Consider the following 19,910-nt stretch of genomic DNA (forward strand, 5'->3'; position numbering starts at 1 on the left):
GATCCCGGGTAGAAGTGGCGCTGTCACCCGATGTCCGAACGCCCTCGCGCGGTCTCGACCACCAACTGGTGCAACACTTTCGCCGGTCCGCAGGCCTTGTCACCGCACAGCTCGACCTCGGTGAACGCTTCGATCAATGCCGCGCGAGGTTCGAACCGAGGGCCGGAGAAACACCGGCCGCTCAGTTGCGCACGCCATTTCCGGTAGCCGGCAACGATCTGGGCCAGCGTGTCGGTTCGGTCCCATGGCCCGCTGATGCGCCGATATTCGGCGATCAACGTTGCATGTGCTCGCTTGCGTGCTGCGGGACCCGCGGCCGCCTCCATTACTCGGCCGAGGTCGTTGACGATCGTCGAATACATCGGACGTTCATCGGATCCGGGTACCGACGCGCCTGATCGAGTTGCGGCGGAGACGATGTCGGCGAGCTTGGCGGGGTCGGCCAGCACGGTGCCGTCGAGAATGATCCAGCCCGCTTCCCGCTTCCACTTCACATCGGACGCTGCGTCGCCGAGCTCGCTGATCTCGATACCGCCGAGCTTCAGGAACGGGTATTTCCCGAGTATGTCGTCGACGGCCGCCGCGATCTCCTGCACCGTGCGTTCCGCGACGCCCGAGGTCTCGAACCCGACGATTTGCAGGCCATGCCTGGTGGCAAGCTGGCGCGCTACCTCCATGGCTGCTGGGTCGGTCGCGACCCGTTTCGGCTTGACCGAAACAGGCTGGGGGCGGCGAGTTTTCTTGTTCCGGCTGGGCTTCGCACGCTTCGCGGGTGCCTGTCCCGGCCCCGGGCTGCCGGGCTGTGGTGGAGAGACTCGCGGAGGGACACCTCCGGGCGCATTGCGTGGGCTCTGCGCGCCGGACCCGGTGGGGGATATCGGTGCTCCCGCCTTGCTGGGCGTGCCCGGTGCGGACCCTTTTCGCTGCCACGGAGTATCTGGCGCAGACCCCGACCATGGTGTGTCCGAACGTCCGGCGATCGGCGGGCGCTCGGGCTTTCCGGACGGGGATGCCGCCGCACGGGGCGGCGCGGAATCCTTGGATGCCGGCGGTGCGATGGAGCCGGGTTGGCTGCCTATCGGCTGCTCGCCGGGCAGTCCTTGGCCGGCATCCGGACCATAGTCGGGATACAGCGGTTGATACGGCGAGTACGGACTGCCGTTCGACGCGGGCTGCGGCTGTTCGGATCGAGGGGAAGGGCTTTGGCTGCCGCTGGGGTTCGGGGCGCCGGCACCGCCCTTTGGGTTTGGTGCAGAACTGTTCGGGGGCGGCGCCGCTGGGGATCGGCCGGCACCAGGCAGCGGTTGGTCGAATGACGGGGTAGGAGTGTTCCAACCGGGTTGGGGGCCACCGAGCTCCAGGTTGCGGATCTGATTGCCGACTTCCTGGTCCTGGTTGTGGAAGGTGTCGGCCGCGTTGGTGGCACTGTCACCGATTCTGCGCAGGTTGTCGATCAGGTTCTTGTAGCCCGCCAGCCCTTGTTCCGCTGCGGGCTCATAGCTCTCGCCGAAGGTGCGGCCGGGCTCGTCATTGCCCCAGCATTCGCCCTCTGCGTTGAGTGTGGCTTTCAGCTGCGTCAGCTCATTCTGGGCCATGTCGGCGAGCGCATTGAGCTCCGGTGCCAGCGCCCGTAGCAGGTCTGGATCGACCTCCAACGATTCGCCCATGCCCGGCAATCCCTTCAAACCTGGTTCTGTGGAACCGAGAAAGAGATTGTCCTCCATCGATCACGATCGGTAGAGCATCGCCTCCCATTGCTGGGAAATTGCGTCGGCCGACCAGACGCTTCGGCAGGCCGCAGGATTCGTTCGGGGCGAGTACCAGCAGGTTGTGAATGCTCTCGGCTGTCACCCCGAGGCGTAGGTCGGGAACCTGTCGACCAATGTGAGGGGCGTGGTTCCCGCTCTTTGCCGGCCGAGGCGCCGCCGGGGCAGACCGACTTGGTTCCCTGGCGCGGGTCGAGGTCAGGAACCCATCGGGAACCCATCCCGCCTCATGTATGCGAGCAGCGGGCTCATAGTTTTCGCCGAATAAGCGGCCGGGCCCATCGTTGCCCCAGCATCGGCCCCTCCGCACCGAGCGAAGCTCTCAGCTGCATCAGCTCTCTGTGAGCCATGTCGCCGATTGGCAGACCGTCGTCGTCGCGATTGGCTATGCGATGTCGGTGGGTGGACCGTTGTCCGGTTCTGATTCGTTTGTGGCCGCCTGGATTTCACGGTCGAAGCGTGTTTGCCATTCCTCGTCGGATTCGTCGTACGGGTCTGGGTACCGCGCCCCTTCCTCCAGGTCGGCGAGTCGCTGGGCAATGCCTTCCAGGTACACGTCGGTCAATCCCGGCCACACATCGTCATCGAGTTCCTCGGCGCTCACTTCCTTCAGCTGTGCGTGTAGGAGCATTTTGTTGAGTTTGTCGAGCTGGTCAAGGTTCTCGAGCCACGTCTGATCCACACCCGATGTGGTTCTCAGATCCTTGATCACTTGGCGCCACTCCTGTGGAGTGCGGGTATCAACCGCGCCATCGATGCTGAAGGCGAAAGCCCAATCATCGCGAAGTCCGATCAGAACTCGCAGCGCAGCCTCGGGGTCGGTGCTCGACGATGCCGTGTCCTCCACACCGTATGCGGCGATCTTGACAAAGATCTCCAACACGTCGTGGTACCAGTCCAAGCGGCCCAAACGTGAGTATTCCGATTCCGATGCGGTGATTCGCCCCCGTATCGCCTCGAGTTCCGTCCTCGGGATACGGTGCGCAACCCAACGCGGCTGATCGCCGCTTTGGTCGAGGAAATGATCGGTGAAACCTATCGGCGGCGGATAATCTCCGAACGCATTGCTGTTGTCGATGGGTACGATATGAACGTTGTGTTCGAGCCGCCAGTTGGCGCCTTCCCCCCGGTCCCATGGCCGAATCAGTGTGTCGCCCAACCCGAGACGCCATGCGTCGGGAGTGTGGAAGAAGAGGTCGTACGGGTGGTCGGACCACTTGGTAATGGTGTTTGAGTCGACTCCCGGCACGTACTCGATGAGAAGAACGAGTTCGCTCTGGCCCACCACTTCTGGGGTCCGAGCGCCGACATCAACGAGGTCGCTCATGCGCAACACTTCTGGAGCACGAGCGCCGACATCTCTGAGGGTCCGCGAGCCCAACTCCTCGGCATCGGCGTGATCCGTGGTGCGTACTGTCTTCTCGACAACCTGGTAATGGTTGTTGTAGGTGACCAACACCACCGCCGCGGACATTGTCGCGTCCGCTAGGTCGCCTTTGAGGACTTCACGCGAACGTTCACCCGAGATGACAGCTTCGGCCACTTTCTCGGCGAATGGTCGTTCGTCGATAAGGCTGTTCATCCAGTTGATGTCTTCGTCGGTGTTGTAGTAGCGGATGGCTGATTCGAACTCGGTGGCGGTACCGGAAACCTGCTCGACGGTCAGCCGACCGTCCGCACCGATCAGCAATTGCCAGTATTCGATCGGAATTCCGTCCCGTTGCGCCCGCTCTCGAAGCCCTGGCGCCACCTCGTCCAGCAGCTCCTCCTGCCCGAGCAGCGGAGACACGACCACAACCCGCTCGTCGCGCACCATCCCGACGCCCTCCGCGACCGTTACCGCGCCTCTCGCCGCGAGCACTTCCCTGGAAACCAGTACTGCCAACGCTTCGCGTACGTCGCTCGCGTACTGCTGTGCGGCTTCGATGCGCGGCTTGAGCAAGCCAAAGTGCTTATTAGCCTGTGGTACAGCAGCTTCGCTGATCAGCACGCGAGCCGCAACATCGTCGAAGACGAGTCGACGGAGCACGGCATCAAGCAGAACAGGTTGTCGAGCTACCAGTTTCGCGATTGTCTGCTCGGTTTGACTGATCCGTGTGTAGTCCGTGTCGTTCGGCAGGAAGGGACGAAGCGGCCGGACAGCCTCGGCCACCACCTCGTCCATTTCGTTCTCGGCCGTTTCGAGCGCTTTCCGCGCACTGGGAGGCAGTGCGCCGTGCGGTTCAGGTTGCGGTCCCCCACGTACCCAACCACCGCCGAAGACGTTGAGTTCCGTCACCCTGCGTATCTGTTCGCGAACCGACGGATGCCTGTACAGCTCGTCGAGGCGCTTACGACGTGAATTTGGGTCGAGGTCCAACTCGGACCCGAGCGGGAACGCATTCCCGCCCGATGAATGCGTGCGGCGGGCCGGCGTCTACTTGTCGGCGGGCAGGCCTAGAGATGCCGCGCCCTTCTTTGGCATCGGCATTTCGGGTTGGATTTCATAGACATCACCGTCCGCGAAGTTTGACATCATTCGGACGACATGGGGGAAATGTGGTTCTCCGAAGGCTGCGATTACCGTCATTTCGGATGCTACGGCAGCATCTACTTTCTGTGCCGTTGCCGATTGTCTACGGACGTGGCACGCTCCGGCGACGCTTTGTACACGGCTGGTGGCCGGGGGTCCTCCGTTAAAATATACGGTCTCGTATAACAGCCAACGCTCTTCTGTCAGACCGTACCTGCCGGTCGATGGCCGAAGGGGGTATTCAAGCTTTGCAAGTCGAAGGAATTCAGAATATGGATCGGTGAATTCGAGGTCGGTATATTCGCGAAGGATCCATGCATACATTTCAGCGGTTTCTCGCATATGGCCGTCGTACTCCGCCGGAAAGTCGTGTTCAGCGCGGTCGAAATCCCGTACTTTCCGCACGGCATGTTGCCGGCGGTACTCTTGCGGTCCTCTCCGCATGCAATAATATAGGAAAACTGCCTCGGGTGAGTGTCCACCTTGGATTATGGCCGCAACCTGGTCCCGGACGTCTTCTTCCAGGGAGCGGATCTCGATACCGTATTTTGCAGCCAGGAACGTTATGACTCCCATCTCGCCATGGCGGGAGAATGCTTTTTCTAAGGTATCCTCAATCTCCCGCCGACCGCCTTCGGTGAACGCGATGACCTTGTCTTTGTTTGCGGGGTATAATTCGTGGATTTTAGCGAACCAGTCTTTTAATTCCTCGATGAGGGCGGCCGAGTGGGGGTTCTTTATAATAGTGTTGTGTACGGTCCCCAGGTATAGGCTGTTGCCGGACCTCACGCCCTGATGGGGCCTTATCTCGCTGAGCGAACCTGCGCCCGCGAGCGGGGCGAAACGGCCTGAGAGCGAGTGGAGTTCAGCAGCCGTCGCACTGAGCGCGGGACGAGATGGATCTTCTAAACGTCGCAAAACGGCGGTGAGCATTTCGGTATGTATGATTGTAATTGTGGAGCGGGTATCGGCCGTCGGATCAACCTCGACGAGGCCGCGTTTCTGGGCAATGAAGTTCGCAATTGTTTGGACAGCATGATGCGCCAGGAATTTGACCTCCGGCTCGCTGAGCTGCATTCGTGTCGCCATATACGGGACCGATCTCCCGTATCGAAACATACTGTCGACCACTCGTCGCTCTTCGGGCGTGAGCTGGCGGAACGCGGACTGAATGTGCCACGGCGTCGCTTCGGCCAATGCCCGGGCAAGTGGAGCGGACCTGGTGAGAAACGTGACGACGCTGTGGACAGCGTCGTTCGCGAGGGTGGTGACTGCATCCGGGGTGGAGTCCATGTCCTGTGCGATTTCGGCGATCGAAAAACCTTGTTGCAGATTCCACAGGACCTCGAACTGGTTCGTGGTGAGCTCGAGGAGGGCGTCTGTCATCTGTTGTGAGGTCGCATCGGCCAGCACCTGGGTGGGAGCGGGCATACCACTGCTCAGCTCGGTGTCGAGCGCAGCACAAAACTCGTCGTGCGTGGCCGGTGCGTTCGTTACGCGACCACCGCGAGCACCTGCACCGCGCGGACCCTTGGCTGGTCCCCATGGGGTTCTCGGCTTCGACCTGATTTCGCTCGCGGGATGTCGCTGCTTGCCCGTCGACGAGTGGGGATTGGTCCACGGCGTTTTCGGTGCAGACTCGGACTGCGGTGGATCACCGCGCTGCGCGTTCTCCGGCACTACCGGCGGCATGTTGGGTGGCGGTGCGCTCGGTTTGCTGGCGGTGATTTCGAACCAGTCGCCCCGTTGCTCTTCGGTGAAGAGACTCTTCTTTCCTATCCGGAATTCGATCTGCTCGAAACCGGACTCCTCGAGTCGGCGGATGGTATGGAGGCGGTCGTCAGCACTCGATATGGCCTCGATACTGGGGGTGATCAGCAGCTCGCCCCCAGGCTTGAGGACGCGGTGGACATCGGCCATTGCGCCCGGCAACCCGACGACATCGGTTAATGAGAACCGTTCGAGGTAGACGCTGTCGAACGCGCCATCCGGAATGACGGGCATATCGCGGACATCGGTGATCACATCAGGGTGCACTGCCTGCTTGATGTTGGCGAATACCTCGCCTGGCTCCGCTGGCCGGTACATGTGACCGCCGCCGACCACCAGTCGCGCTTCGATGCCAGACCGGTGGATGTCGGCTAGAAGCGCAGCGAGGTCTGATGTCGGTTCTGTCCGTACCTGATTCGGGGTGGAGCCCGGATCAGTTATGGAGTAATCAGACGCTTGCAGCGGAAGCCCGAGACGCAGGCTGTCCATCGCGATCCACTGACGCATTTCCTGTGGGCGCGCGAGTCGGAGGTCCTCCTGCCCATGCTCGCGGTCCGGCGGGAGCCCCGCCTGTTCCCGGACCATGCGCACGAACTGCTCCTGCCGAGCGTCGGCTGCGATGCGTCGCAATATCTGCGACAGATGTGCCTGGCCGTGGAAAAGGTGGACGAGCTGCTTCACTTCCTCGCCGGTGATGTTCAGCTGCTCGCCGGTCAGAAACGCTGAGTGTGCGGCCGACAGCTCTTCCAACGCGTCAACCATGTGGCGCAGCTTCTGATAACGCGCCAGGTCTTCGGGCGTCGCGGTAGCCGGTTCCACGACTGCGACATCGCACTCCGCGGCGACTTCCACGCGCACCGCCCGCAGCAGGTCTACGTCGATCCCCGCGAGCAGGTCCATTTGGCGGGCAGCAGGAGGCTCACCCGCCCGCGCCCGCGCCGCGTCCAACGCTGCTCTGACCTTATTGACCCGCGCATCGGCTCGCCGGTATTCGTCTGTTGCTGACACTCGATCCTGGTTGCGTTGCGGAGGAGTTGTCTCGGCGGGGGCCCCGGGCTTCGGAGTTGGGTCGTATTCCTGGCCGTCGCCGTCGGGATCGTGGTGGTACACGGTGAAGGGGTCCCTCTTCGAGCGTCCTCCCACTTGGCCGCCGATGCGTCGGCGGCCGAAAACGTCCGGAAACGGATTGGGGTCGTGATAGGAGACCACGCCTGGGTCGCCGATTCCGGGGTTGCCTCCGCCGCGCCGTCGGAATGGCCGTAGGCGACTCTTTTTCGCGGGGCTGTCGATCGGTGTGCTGCGATTGTTCAGGTCCGCGGAGCCGTCGAGTAGCAGGCGGCTGATCTGGTTCGCGATCTCGTCCGGGTTGGTGCTTGTCAGGTCGTGGAACTGCCTTGCCAGGGCGTCGGCGGCGATATTGGTGCCGGTCGGTTCCACTATTCGCCAAAGTCCGCCGCCATCGGTGTGCACCTTTATCGAGAAGGTCCACGCGGGCGTCTCGACCAGCACCCCGCTGAATTCTCGTGATTGCCAGTGATGCGAGGACGCTGTCCAAGCCGGCGGTAGCCGCACCAGTCGGGTCAGCAGTCGGTGGACGACTGCTATCGGGTGCGGCTCTGACACCAATGCGTCGGCCTCGATCGTCGTGCGTCGATACGCGACGAAGTCGGGTCGCAGCCTGCCCTCCGGCAGACCCGACGGGTCGTCAGCGGCGATGAATGAGTCGGGTCCGAGTTGACGCAGCCAGACATCGAATCCGAGACGGAGGGGGTTCTCCTTGCGCGTGCTGAAACGTATCCACTCGGCGAGCAAGTGACCTACAGCTTCGTCGTCGTTCGGGTGACGGTAGGGTCCCTCAGCCGTGTAGGGAGAGGCCGGTAAGGTGACTGGGCTCCCGTCGGGACCTGGCTCGACCAGTAGGTATTCGATCCGATGTGTGCCGTTCCACAGCACGTTGGTGAACTCTGGTCGGGCGTTGATCAGCTCGCTCAGTGCGTCCATGTGGTGGTCCCGGGCAGCGGCGACCACCAGTCGGCGCGGGCGCGTCGGCACCAGGCCGGGGTATTCGGCGATCTGAGGGGTCAGTTGTTGTCCGCCGGATCTAATGCACAACTCGTCCTCGATGGCTTTGCGTGACCAATCGATCGCGTCTTTTTCGGACAGTTGGGGCATGCCGGCGACGGGGGGTGCGGTCGGTTGGGGCACATTGACGGTGGTGGCCGCGGTGTCAGGTCTCGGCCACGGCTGATAGGAGATGGTGTTGTCGTGGGCGTGGCGCGCGACGTCCAATGTGATCTCGGCGGTTTCGGGTCCGACTTTCTCGAAGTACTCGAGTACGGCCTTACGGCCGGCCTCGATGCCGGCCTGTTCCGGCTCGATCGCGTCGGGGCGGGGCTTGGCGCGCTCGGCTTTCTGATAGGCCTTCTCGTAGGCCTTCTTGTAGGCGATCTCGGCGGGGCTTGGTGGGACAAACTGCCTCGCGTTGCGCGATTGCCGCACCGATTCGACTGCGCTCACATACAGTCGGCCGCGTTCCTTCCGAGCTGCGGGGGTCTCCTTTGGTCTGGTGGGCGGTGCCTCATTGCCGACCGGGGGGAATCCGTGCGCACGATCCCATTCGGCTCTGTAGAACGAGGCATAATCGAGGCCGTCGATACGAGGACCCAGTTCGATGAATTGTGCGCTCACCGCGCGGACACCCGCCTGATGGGCGGCGGCCCGATACATGTCTTCGGTTGTACCCGAGGTGTATCCGTAGGCGCGTATCGCCACCTTGTTCGCCCGGAAAAATGCTTCGTTGTAGGCCATTTCTAGAGGCTCATGTTGGTCGCGCAGATGCCGTAGTCTGCGTGCGTCGATATCTACATTCCACAGATTGAACTCGAATGAGCGCGCGAAGGCCAAAGAATGCCGCTTCACCATAAGATCGACGTAGTCGTCGCGGTGCAATGTCAAACGTTCTAGCGGACCATTTGACGCCGTGTGCAATTGTTCGGCCATGGACGCTGCCCGTACCAGCTCCACCGCATAAACTTCGCCATAGCCATAGTGTTTAAAAGCCACCGCATTAGACGCATGATCGTAATCGGCGAATCTACCGCGGTTGTTGTTATTCAAAGTGTTTATCCGTGGGTCTTCGCCGATTCGCACAGACACCCCGAGCAGGCTAATGATCTCCATTGCTCTGCGGGCAATATCGTTGCCTTTTTCGATCTGGCTTTCAATCACGGTGTTCCACATAGCGTAAGTCAGTTCCCGTAGGTCATGGGCCAACGGGGTCGGTGTTTCCGAATCTGGAGCGAGCAAAACATCATCGGACGGTGCGGGTAGCGATTCATCTGTAGCCTGCTCCTCCAAGCTTGCTGGTTGACTTGCGATGAATACAACGCCGTCGTTGATTTCTATAGGGTGACGCTGAACGATTCCGGTGATCGCCTTATTGATGCGGGACAGCTCTTCGAGCGCTCGTGTGTACTGTTCGATCATGACGCCCTGCAGCATCACGTCGAAGTAGAATTCTCCTTGGCGCGCGTCGGTATGGCGGTTGCGTTCTGCCGATTCGAGGGCCTGCTTCCGGTCCGAAGGATTCGATAATGAGCCGAGGTTGCTGTATGAATTTGGGCGCTTTGTGCATTCCCAGTCACTCTCGAGCTCCTCCAGCGTGCGTTGAACGGCGGCGCGTGCGCGCACCAGTTGATCCAGTTTACGTGCCGACCGGGTCGTACTCGGAACGAATTCTTCCATTCCTGCCGGTACGCTCGTGTTTTGCCGACGATCCCATTCGCGGCCATGGCTATGCCGATTGCCATCGAATAGTTCACTCGATAAAACGGCAGAGATCCCAGCTGCTTGCCCGATCTTGCGCAGATATGGATGATCAGCAGCAGGATTCTCCGCCAACTCGGCCTGTTTCGCGGAGTTATAGGAATCGCGGTAGTCCGACTCCAGTCGCTTCGCGACGAGCGTATCCATTTCCTGAGCGCCAGTGAGGATATATTGTTGCTGCTCTAATTCGAGGTTGAATTCGGCCTGCCTGCCCACTGCGGCCGCCTCAACATGGCGTAGCGACTCGACATACGCGGCGCGGTCCATGTTTCGGATCCGGACCGGCTGGACCTCGACCTCGCCCGCCCTGACCGCCTGCACAAATGCAGCGATCCGCACCACCGAGCTCGCTTGTTCCAGTTGGTTGCGCAAATACGTATCGATGACCGCTTCCATCGTCCGCGCATTGAAAAAGTCCCCCTCGCCGCCGCGATTTTCATATCGAACCGCCACGCGAGCATCGCGCAATTCGGTCAGAGTTTCGCCCCCGACTTTGGTGCGTGCAAGCACCTCTTCCACCGCACTGGCCGCCGGATCTGGTAGGTGAATTATCCACGGTTCGCACGCGGGACCTTCGGGTGCATAATCCGGCGGTTGGCCGGACACGGGGGCCGGATCATCGGCGTTCAGTATGCGATTCGATGTAGAAGGTACCTCCGAGTGATTCCAAGCGATCATCTGGTTGATGTCTTGAATCTGATTCAACAGTTGGGGGGCTTCATGAAGCGATTCGGTTCGGTCCCTGACCAGTTGATCGAGTTGAGCTTCCGTTTCCCGCAGCGCCTGCGCCAGTACCTCCGCCCGGTCTTTGGCGATCTCGGCCCGCTGGGCAGGGGTCACCTGGGTCAGCACCGGATCCTGATTCGGTCGGAATTGCACCAGTGGCACGCCGTTCGGGCCGTGCTGGTTCATCAGGGTGATGTACATATCCCAGTCGGCCTGAGACGTCGGGTTCCAGTACGCGAGCGGTGGATGTTGGACACCCGCGTTCGCGAGCTGCGTTTGGTCGAAGTACTGGGGGATCTCCGACGGAGGCAGTCGGCTCCCGTCGGCGTGGCGGATGTCGAAGAGGTCGCGATCGCCAGTTGGCGTCATAAATTCGCCGCCATCGCGAATATGCACATTGTCCTCGCCGGGGATGCCCGCCTTGATCAAGACCGCAGCATCCGGATTGGTGGGGCAGACGGTGATGATCAGATCGTGCGTGTTGGCGTATTCCTGGATAGTTTGCTGGCGGTGCACGGGGATCCCGTACTGCCGTTCGATGTCACCGACACCGACTTTCGCCGCTGCCGGTTTCCCGTAGTCCTGACCGTCGTAGTCTTGACCGTCGCCGTCGGGATCGTGGTGGTAAACGGTGAAGGGGTCTCTCTTCGAGCGTCCTCCCACTGGGCCGCCGATGCGTCGGCGGGCGGGGCGGCCGAAAACGTCCGGGAACGGATTGGGGTCGTGATAAGAGACCACGCCTGGGTCGCCGATTCCGGGGTTGCCTCCGCCGCGCCGTCGGAATGGCCGCAGCCGCCCTCCTTTCGCGGGGCGGCTGATCGGTGTGCTGCGCTCGTTCAGGTCTGCGGAGCCGTCGAGCAGCAGGCGGCTGATCTGGTTCGCGATCTCGTCCGGGTTGGTGCTTGTCAGGTCGTGGAACTGCCTGGCCAGTGCGTCGGCGCCGATGTCGGCGCCGGTCGGCTCCTCGATTCGCCACTTCCCGGTGCCATCGGTATGCACCCTTATCCAGAAGGGCCAGACGGGCGTCTCGACCCGCGCCATCGTGAATTTCGTCGATGGCTGCTGAAGCGTGCCCGGTGCCGAGGGGAGCGGTGTAGGTAGGGGCACCAGTCGGGTCAGCAGCTGGTGCACGACCGCGATCGGGTGCGGCTCGGGCACCAATGCATCGTCTTCGACCGTCTTGCGTCGATCTGAGACGAAGTCATATCGCAGACTGCCCACGGGCCTAACCGTCGGATCGGACGCAGCGTAGAACGAACCTGGTCCGAGTTGACGCAGCCAGGTGTCGAACCCGATATGGATGGCGTTCTCTGTGCGCGTGCGGTAGCGGATCCACTCTGCGAGCAAGTGGCCGACGGCTTCGTAGACGTTCGGGTGACGGTAGGGCCCCTCGGCGATGCTCGGCTCGACTGGTCTGGTATCGGTCCTGCCGTCGGAACCTGGCCCAACCATGAGGTATTCGATCTGATGCGTGCCGTTCCACAGCACGTGGACGAACTCCGGCCGAGCATCGCTCAGCTCACTCAGTGCGTCCATGTGTTGGCCCTCGGCGGCGGCGACCACCAGTCGGGGCAGGCACATGGGTAAGCCGGGGTACTCGGCGATCCGCGCGGTCAGTTGTTGTCCGCCGGGTTGATCGTGCAGAACGGCCTCGATGGCCTCGCGCGCTCGATCGACCGCATCGGCCTGCGACAGGGGGCGCACCTCGATGGTGGGAACTGTGGCTTCATGTTTCGGCCACGGTTGGTAGGAAACAGTGTTGTCATGGGCGTGGCGCGCGACATCGAGGGTGATCTCGGCGGTTTCGGATCCGACCTTGTCGAAGTACTTGCGTACGGCCCGGCGTCCGGCCTCTACGCCGGCCTGCTCCGGTCCGACCGAGCCCGAGCGAGCCTTGGCGCGGGCGGCTTTCCGATATGCCTTGTCGTAGGCATCGTCGTAGCTGCGCTCGGCAGGGCTTATCGGGACGAATTGCCTCGGATTGCGAAGTGCCCGTAGTGATTCGACTTGACCGATGTACTGATCTCTGCGCTGCGCTGTAGCTGCGGGAGTACGTCGCTTGGCGGGTTGCGCCTCGTTTCCGCTGACAGGGATACCGTGCGCGCGGTCCCATTCGGCACCGTAGTGTGCGGCATAGTCGCGCCCATCGATCCGCGGACCGACTTCGAGCAGGCGTTCCCGCAACGCGCGAGTGCCTGCCTGGTGGGCGGCAGCATCAATCATGTTCTCGGTGATGCCCCTGTCGTCCTGGTAGGCATTTTTTGCGATCTTTCGAGCCTTGCTGAATGCTTTGCTGTAAACCACAACGGGTGTTTCCCCGAGGCCATAACTCAAATCTCGCTCGCGGTTATCGATCAGTACGAACTCCGATGATCGCGCGAACGCCAGCGCCTGTCGACCGACCATCAGGTCAATGTATTCTTTGCGATATAATGCCAAGCGCTCCAGTTGACCTTCCGCTGCCGTGTTCTGCTGCTCGGCCAACGAAGCCGCTTGCACCACAGCGTGCGCCCAATCATCTACCGATTGACTATCTTGAAGGACTACCGCGTTCGTCGTCGAATCATAGCCGGAAGCGCTGCTCAGGTTCTGCTGTCGATATTCATTATCGCGCCAAGTTTCTGAGCTCGGATCCCCATTGAATCGTATGTGTATCCCGTATTGCTGTAATATTTCAGATGTGCGTAAGCCGATACTATTGGAACTCAACCTATGGTAAATGAGAGATAATTTGTAATCGGTGATTTCGGTAAGTTTTTGTGTGCCATCGCCGAGTAGCCATACAGTGGGCGAGCCCCACTCGGGCAGTGCCTGCTCCTTGGCCAACTCCTCCGGCAGGATGACCGGTTCGCGTATTGTGAATACCGCCCCTGCGCCGTCGATTCGAACGCCAACTCGGTGAGTCGGGAAGCCATCCGATAACACAGCTTTCGGAAGCTTCTTGCGGTCGTTTGCCAGTCGCACATTCGTGGCGAGATCTCCATTTGTATCGAGCACCACCATTTGTTGCGAATCGTGGCCGAGTAGGGCAATGCTGTTGTTGATCCAACGACCCCTTGTATCACGTATTTCGGAGTCGATTGGATCGTGCCAAACAGCCTTCGTGATCGCGCGCTCTATGGAGTAGAGCTTCTCTCGCGCGGTGATGCACTGCGTCGTAATATTTTGGAGCAACGTCATGTTGAAGGCATTCGTGCGGCCATTCTCGGACCGGTTTTTCACCTCCGTGAAGACCACACGACGGTCTGCGGGAATATGCTCCGGGAGGCGCCCCTCAGCGCGCAAAACCAGGCGGTTCCAGTCGCGTTCGATTCGCGCCAGCTCGCGTTGTGCGGCCGCGCGTTCGCGGACCAGTCGATCCAGCTGCCGCGCCGCCTCGGCCGACACCGGGCGGTACTCCTGCATGCCGGCCGGTGTTTTCGACTCCCGCCAGTGATCCCATTCGCGACCATAATTGTCGCGATTGCCATCGAATATTTCGTTCGAGAAGAGCACGGCCACGGCCGCTTCTTGCCCCACGCTGTGTAGCTGCTCGGAATCGGTGCCGGGCCGCTCATTGAGCTCGGATTGCACTGCGGCGTTGTAGGCATTGCGATAATCCGATTCCAGCTGTCTGGCGAAGCGCGTGGCCGTGTCTCCGGTGCCCGGCAGAGCCGTGTCTTCGATGCCCGGCAGAATGTAGTGCTGCTGTTCCAATTCGAGGTGGAACTCGGCAAGCTTGCCGACTGCCGCCGCCTCGGCACGTCGGTGCGACTCGACATACTCGGCTCGGGGGATGTCCCGGATCCTGGTCGGTTGGACCTCTACGTGCCCCGCCCGCACCGCCTCCGCGAGCGCGGCGATCCGCACCACCGAGCTCGCCTGCGACAACTGCCCACGTTCGTGCGTGTCGACGACTGCTGCCATGGTCCGCGGGTTGAACCGGTCGCCCGTGCCGCCACGATCCTCGAATCGCACCGACCAACCGAGATCACGCAAGGCAGCCAAGGCCTCGCGTCCGACGTCGGTGCGCCCCAACACCTCGTTGACGAGACCGGCCGCCGGATCCGGAGTGTCGACCAACCATGGATCCGGAGCGGAATCGGCCGATAGATCTTGTTGCCGGGTATTGGATTCGACGGTCGAGTCGCCGGTATCCAGGGTCTGATCCGGAGCAGGAGATAATTCCGTGCTGTTCCAGGCGATCATCTGGTTGATGTCGCGAGCCTGGTCCAGCAGTTCACGGACCTGATCAAGCGATTCGTTCTGTCCTCTGATCAGTTGATCGAGTCGAACTTCTGTGTCGTTCAGCGCTTGTTTCAGCACCACAGCACGGTCTTTGGCGATCTCGGCACGTTCGGCAGGGGTCACCTGGGTCAGCACCGGATCCTGATCCGGTCGGAATTGCACCAGTGGCACACCGTTCGCCCCGTGCTGGCTCATCAGTCCGATGTACATGTCCCAGTCGGCTTGTGACGTCGGGTTCCAGTACGCCAGTGGTGGATGCTGGACACCCATATCCGCGAGGTGTGCTTGATCGAAGTGCTGGAAGTTCTCCAACGGCGACAGTCGGCTACCGCCGGCATGGCGGATGTCGAAAAGGTCGTGATCGCCGGTGAGCGGTAGGAATTCGCCGGCATCATTGCGGCCGTGCACGATGCCCTCGCGGACAACGAATCGGCCTTTGTCAATGTGTTTGTCCATACTTGCCCTGAGCGCCGCGTACTCTGCCCGGCGCTCATCCAGCCGTTTGACGAGCTGATTCCAGTGTTCCTCCGAGACTCCGTCGCGCGGTGGCAGACGAAGCTCGCCGGGCTCGGATGCGGATTCGGGGAACACGAAGTACCCGACCAAACCTTGGCTGCCCGGCTTCGCACCGAGTTCGACGTCCTTGTCGTTGATCGACTTGGATTTCACGAGCTCCGGCTTGGCGGGGAGGCCGGCATTGATCCTGGCCACGGCATCCGGATTGGTGGGGCGGACGGTGATGATCAGATTGTGCTTGTTGGCGTATTCCTGGATGGCCTGCTGGCGGTGTATGGGGATCCCGTGCAGCCGTTCGATCTTTGCTTCCGTTGACTCGGAGGCGGCAGGTGCCAACGCTGGTGCGGGAGGGTTTACCGGATCCGGTGGCGGCGGGGCCGATTCATTGGCGGGGCGGCGTTTCTTACGGCGATCCGGCTCGTCGCCCATGGTCGCCGTGGCCCATGGGGTAGGTCGGCGTTGCTCTACCGGCTTGCCCGGTTTCGCGAGTTGCCGGGGTGGCAGACCGCCGATCTGCGGGATTCCGCTGATATCGCGGTTGTAGCCGAGGTCGTCGGGGTGGAAACCGGGTCGGGTTTTCGGGTCCTGGGGGCCGCCTGGGATCAGGGTATTCGGGCGGGGGGAGTAGTGGGGTGGGGAGGATTCGTGGGTTCGGGTTGCGGGGTCGGCGGATAGATGGTCCGAGATCCGGTCGGTGAAGGGCGTCGAATGGGTGATCTCCGGTGGCGGTTCCGGGTCGGCTGAGTGGGAGACTCCGGTGTCTCGGTCATCCGACTCGTCGGGGTCTGTGAATGGGGACGTGTTGCGTCGAGATGTGGTGGCAGGCAAATGTCCTGGAGGGTCGGCGACCGGTTTCGGTATCAGGGGCTCGATATCCCGAGGGTGTTCCTTCTCCGGCGCGCCCGAGACGCCGGGGAGTGTTATGTAGCCGGGCTCTGGTCGCTCATGGTCTATGGGCAGTTCGTCCGGGACGTCGCCCACGTTGCGTTTATGCGGGTCTTGGAAGTGGTCGGGGCGAGGATCCGGGACGTAGGTGGGCTTGATTCGAGGAACTTCCTCCGGGTCGCTCGGGCGTTGGTCGCCGTCGAGACCTGGCCTGCCCGGCATCGTGCCGAGGGGTTGCGTCGGATCCGTCCGCGTGTGGGTGACATCCGGATGCCCAACTAGATCGACTGCCGGAAGTCCCGCGTCGGGCACCGCATTTGGCGAGATCAGTAGTGGTGCAGCGCTATTGGTCGGAGTGGGAGGAAGGAGTGTGGATGGTATGGGATCGGAATGCGGCTTTGGTTGGTTCGCCTGTGCCGCAATGTTGTTCACCTCGGTGAGGGGGTGTTGCGGCGGCGACGCGGCCAGGGCTGATTTCGGTGAAGCTGTGGGTCCGATGGGGCTTGTCGGGTCCGAGATGGAGTCGATCGGTGTGAGGTCCGGCGCTGTTCTCGGCGAGGCTGCCGGAGCCGCAGCGCTGTTCGTGTCGAGGGCTCCGGGCGTAGTGTGATCCGCCGTCGATGCGGTCGCCTGCGGGGCCACGGTGTTCGAGTCGTGTGGCGGGGTAGCTGGGGCTGTGTTCGGAACCTCGGGTGTGGCTGCCTGTGGGGCTGCGTCGATCGCGTCGGTGGTGGTGTGTGGCGGCGTAGCAGGCCTTGCTTCTGGAACCTGCGGTGGCGCAGTCTGTGCACCGTGGGTTTTCGCGTCTGTGGCGGGCCGTGGCGGTGCTGCTTCTGGCACTAGTTGCGGTGTGTTGGCTTGTGGTGCAGGACTGTTCGCACCTACGTCAGGGCTGCGTGGTGTGGCGTCCGGAGCTATCGTCGGTGTTACTTGGGAGGTGTGGTTTTTCGCGTCGGGAGTGGCGCGCGGCGATGCGGATGGTGTGGCATCTGGGGTCCCTTCTCCAAGTAGCTGCGCCAGCTCGCGATCGAATGCTGCTTGGAACTCCAGGTCAGCGAGGATGCGTTCGTCACCTGCAGCCGCGACCGACGGCCGCTCGAGAATATCTGCCCCACCTGTCGGTCCGTGCCCCATCGCATCCTGTGGACCATGGCCTTTCGGCGCTTGCCCGGGCTGCAGCGGCGACTCCGGCCGCTGCAGCGGCGACTCCGACCCTTCCACCAACTTGAAGACGATCCCGTGGGTGCTTTCGACGTGCGGCGACAGGCTCTTCAACCATCGCGCGTCCGCACCGGCAATCTCGCGTATGCGTTCTGCACCGACTTGTCGCCCCTGTGCGTCGACATTCCACTCACGCACACCAGTGCGAGTAATCTCGCGAACCACATCGCCGACCCGCTCGCGGATCACCACCTCGCCGTGGTTGTTCTTGCTCACCACGAACGCGTGTGCGCCCGCGTCCTTGAACTGCACGCCGGCGGCAACCGTCCCCCCGTTGCGCCGAACATGTTCGAACAACGCCTCCGGTGAATCGAAACCTCCTTTCCGCCAATCCGCGCCCAACCGCCGCGCGTACTCATCACCACTCATCCCCTTCGAGCCGATCGGCCGATCACCGGTCGGCGCCGGATCGCCTCCCTCGTATCCGGTCGCCTTCTTAGTGGCCGACACCGCCTCTTCGCCACAGTTCCGCTGGCCTGCGCCTACTTCATGCGCAGCCACGAACTCGCCGCCGCCATCGCCCGCGGGCGGCGAGTCCCCGTGCGCGCGGTCAGCGGTCCCGGGATCATCATGTCCGCGCTGAGAGACCGAATTATCTTGCGCGCTGGTTGATTCGGCTGTCGGGGCCGGTTCGCCGGCAGGAGCAGCGATCTTGTCGGCAGTGGACACACCACTGGCTTCGTCTGGGCTGCCTGCAACCCTGCCTTCGTTCTCGACCCGAGTCCCGGTTTCCGGCAACGCGGCTTCCGCGACTCGGCGCTGATTCGCTGGCGCGTCCGCGACCGCACCTGGCCCCGGTGTGTCCTGGCCGGTGCGTACGGCGGCCTCCGGGGCGCTGACCTGCCCAGTCGAAGCGGTCGGCCTGCCCAACCCGCCTTCGGCTGGTGCGAATACGGTGGCGGTCGCGTTCCGCGCTCCGGGTGAGGGTTGGGCGCCGCCCGCTGGTGGTGGAGGGTGGGGGCTGGTTATTTGTGGGGGATGGATGTTGCTGTGTCCGAGCACGGCGGGTGGGGTACCGCGACTTGGTGGTCTGCCTGGGGCGTCGGGGGGCAGCCTTATTTCGCCGAGGTTCAGTCTGTCGAGCGCGGCTCGGGCTTCGGCTTCGGCCTTTTGCGGGAGTGTCGCCTTGTCTATGGGCTCGAACCGACGTGCGCCGGGTGCTTCGGCGCGATTCTTCATGAACTCGCCAGCGGCGCGGGCTTCTCGTGGTTTCATGTTCGCGATGTTCTCGGGGGTGAGGTCGCGGACAACAACTGCTTCGGCCTCTTTACCCGCGGCCATCATTTCCGGGGTCAGCCCGTCGGCGCGAGCTACTTGTCCCTCATCGGCCCCGGTGACGGGTTCCCTTGCGTGCGAGGGGGTGTGCTCGATACCTCCGAGGTCCGACACCGCTCGGTTGCGACTATCTCCAGTCGCCGACGCACCTGTGTAGCCCGCAGTCCTCACACTCCGGTATCCGGCACCGAGACCACCGACCAACCCGCCACCGACCCCCATCAACACCATGTCGGCCAGATTCCCGTAATTGCCCGTCAAATATCCCGCGGTCAAACCACCCGTCAACCCACCCACCGCACCACCGGAGACCCCCGCCGCCACCACCGCAGCCACCCGCCAACCATTTTGTGCAGTCTTCGACACCGCGTTCGCCCCCAAGCGGCTCACCGCGGGCGCGACGACGCTACCGACCGCCCCACCGAACCCCCCACCGACCGCGCCGGCGGTGGCGGCGATCCTCACCGCTTTCCAATCCACCGCCTCGCGGTCCCCATGCGCGACCTGAATACCCTCGGCGACCGCACGAACCCCACCCATCATCAACCCACCGATCACCGCACCCCGCACGGCCATCGCCACCATCAGATCGCGCCACGCCACGCTCATCGCCGCACCCGCAGCGGCCCGATGCGCCGCGGCCGGCGCAACCCCGGCGAACCCCATCGCCAAGTCCCACGTCAATTGCGCCGCCAACACCGACGCGATCCCGATCACCATGTACTTCTCGAGCTCGAACTCGGTAGCAGCCTCGTACAACTGCTCGGCCATGCTGTCGCTGTATTTCATCAGCCGGCGCGTGCCTTCGGCGAGCTCCGAATATTGCTTGCGTATCGCCTCAGCGGTAAAACCGTTCGCTGCCGCCGCCACCGCCCGCTGCTGCGAAGCCTCGATGCCGTGCAGTACCCCGGCAAGTCTGTTCGCCGAGTCCGACCACGCGTCCGCAGCGCGCCGCATTCCTTCGATCTTCGCGTCGGGCACGTACCCGAACATCGCGATCTGCACGTCCGGAGGGACCCCGGGCAGCAGTTGCTCAGCCACCAGGGACCTAGCGTCTTCGCGTATTCCCGGTCAGCCGGTCTAGGTTTTTCGCTGGTTCAGATCTCCCCATCGCGGCGACGTATCCGCTGATGGTGAGGGCGCAGTGCTGTGCCATGAATGCCTCCACCGCATCGAGTAACTGCACC

The 19,910-nt window shown here is 62.5% G+C and carries 3 protein-coding genes; all 3 read right to left on the reverse strand.

The genetic code is table 11. The features are described 5' to 3' along the window. Nucleotides 1-23: 23 nt before the first annotated feature. The 3 genes from OHA42_RS05685 to OHA42_RS05695 all read right to left on the reverse strand — a co-directional run bounded on the left by OHA42_RS05685 (nucleotide 24) and on the right by OHA42_RS05695 (nucleotide 19,764). Nucleotides 24-1,667 carry a hypothetical protein gene (locus tag OHA42_RS05685; protein ID WP_406235158.1) on the reverse strand — a complete coding sequence of 548 codons (1,644 nt, stop codon included), beginning with the start codon at nucleotides 1,665-1,667 and terminating at the stop codon, nucleotides 24-26. A gap of 484 nt (nucleotides 1,668-2,151) precedes the next feature. Further along, the gene (locus OHA42_RS05690; protein ID WP_406235160.1) at nucleotides 2,152-4,044 is read right to left on the reverse strand and encodes a hypothetical protein; all 1,893 of its coding nucleotides are present in this window, start codon (nucleotides 4,042-4,044) and stop codon (nucleotides 2,152-2,154) included. A gap of 138 nt (nucleotides 4,045-4,182) precedes the next feature. Next, nucleotides 4,183-19,764, reverse strand: coding sequence for a hypothetical protein (locus OHA42_RS05695; protein WP_406235162.1), 15,582 nt, complete (start codon nucleotides 19,762-19,764; stop codon nucleotides 4,183-4,185). Nucleotides 19,765-19,910 lie beyond the last annotated feature (146 nt).

The organism is Nocardia sp. NBC_01009, from assembly GCF_045208035.1.
Lineage (GTDB): Bacteria > Actinomycetota > Actinomycetes > Mycobacteriales > Mycobacteriaceae > Nocardia.

Bases quoted from the DNA above. Each gene is read 5' to 3' on its own strand.
- OHA42_RS05685 (WP_406235158.1), bottom strand. From the start codon at position 1,667: ATGGGCGAATCGTTGGAGGTCGATCCAGACCTGCTACGGGCGCTGGCA.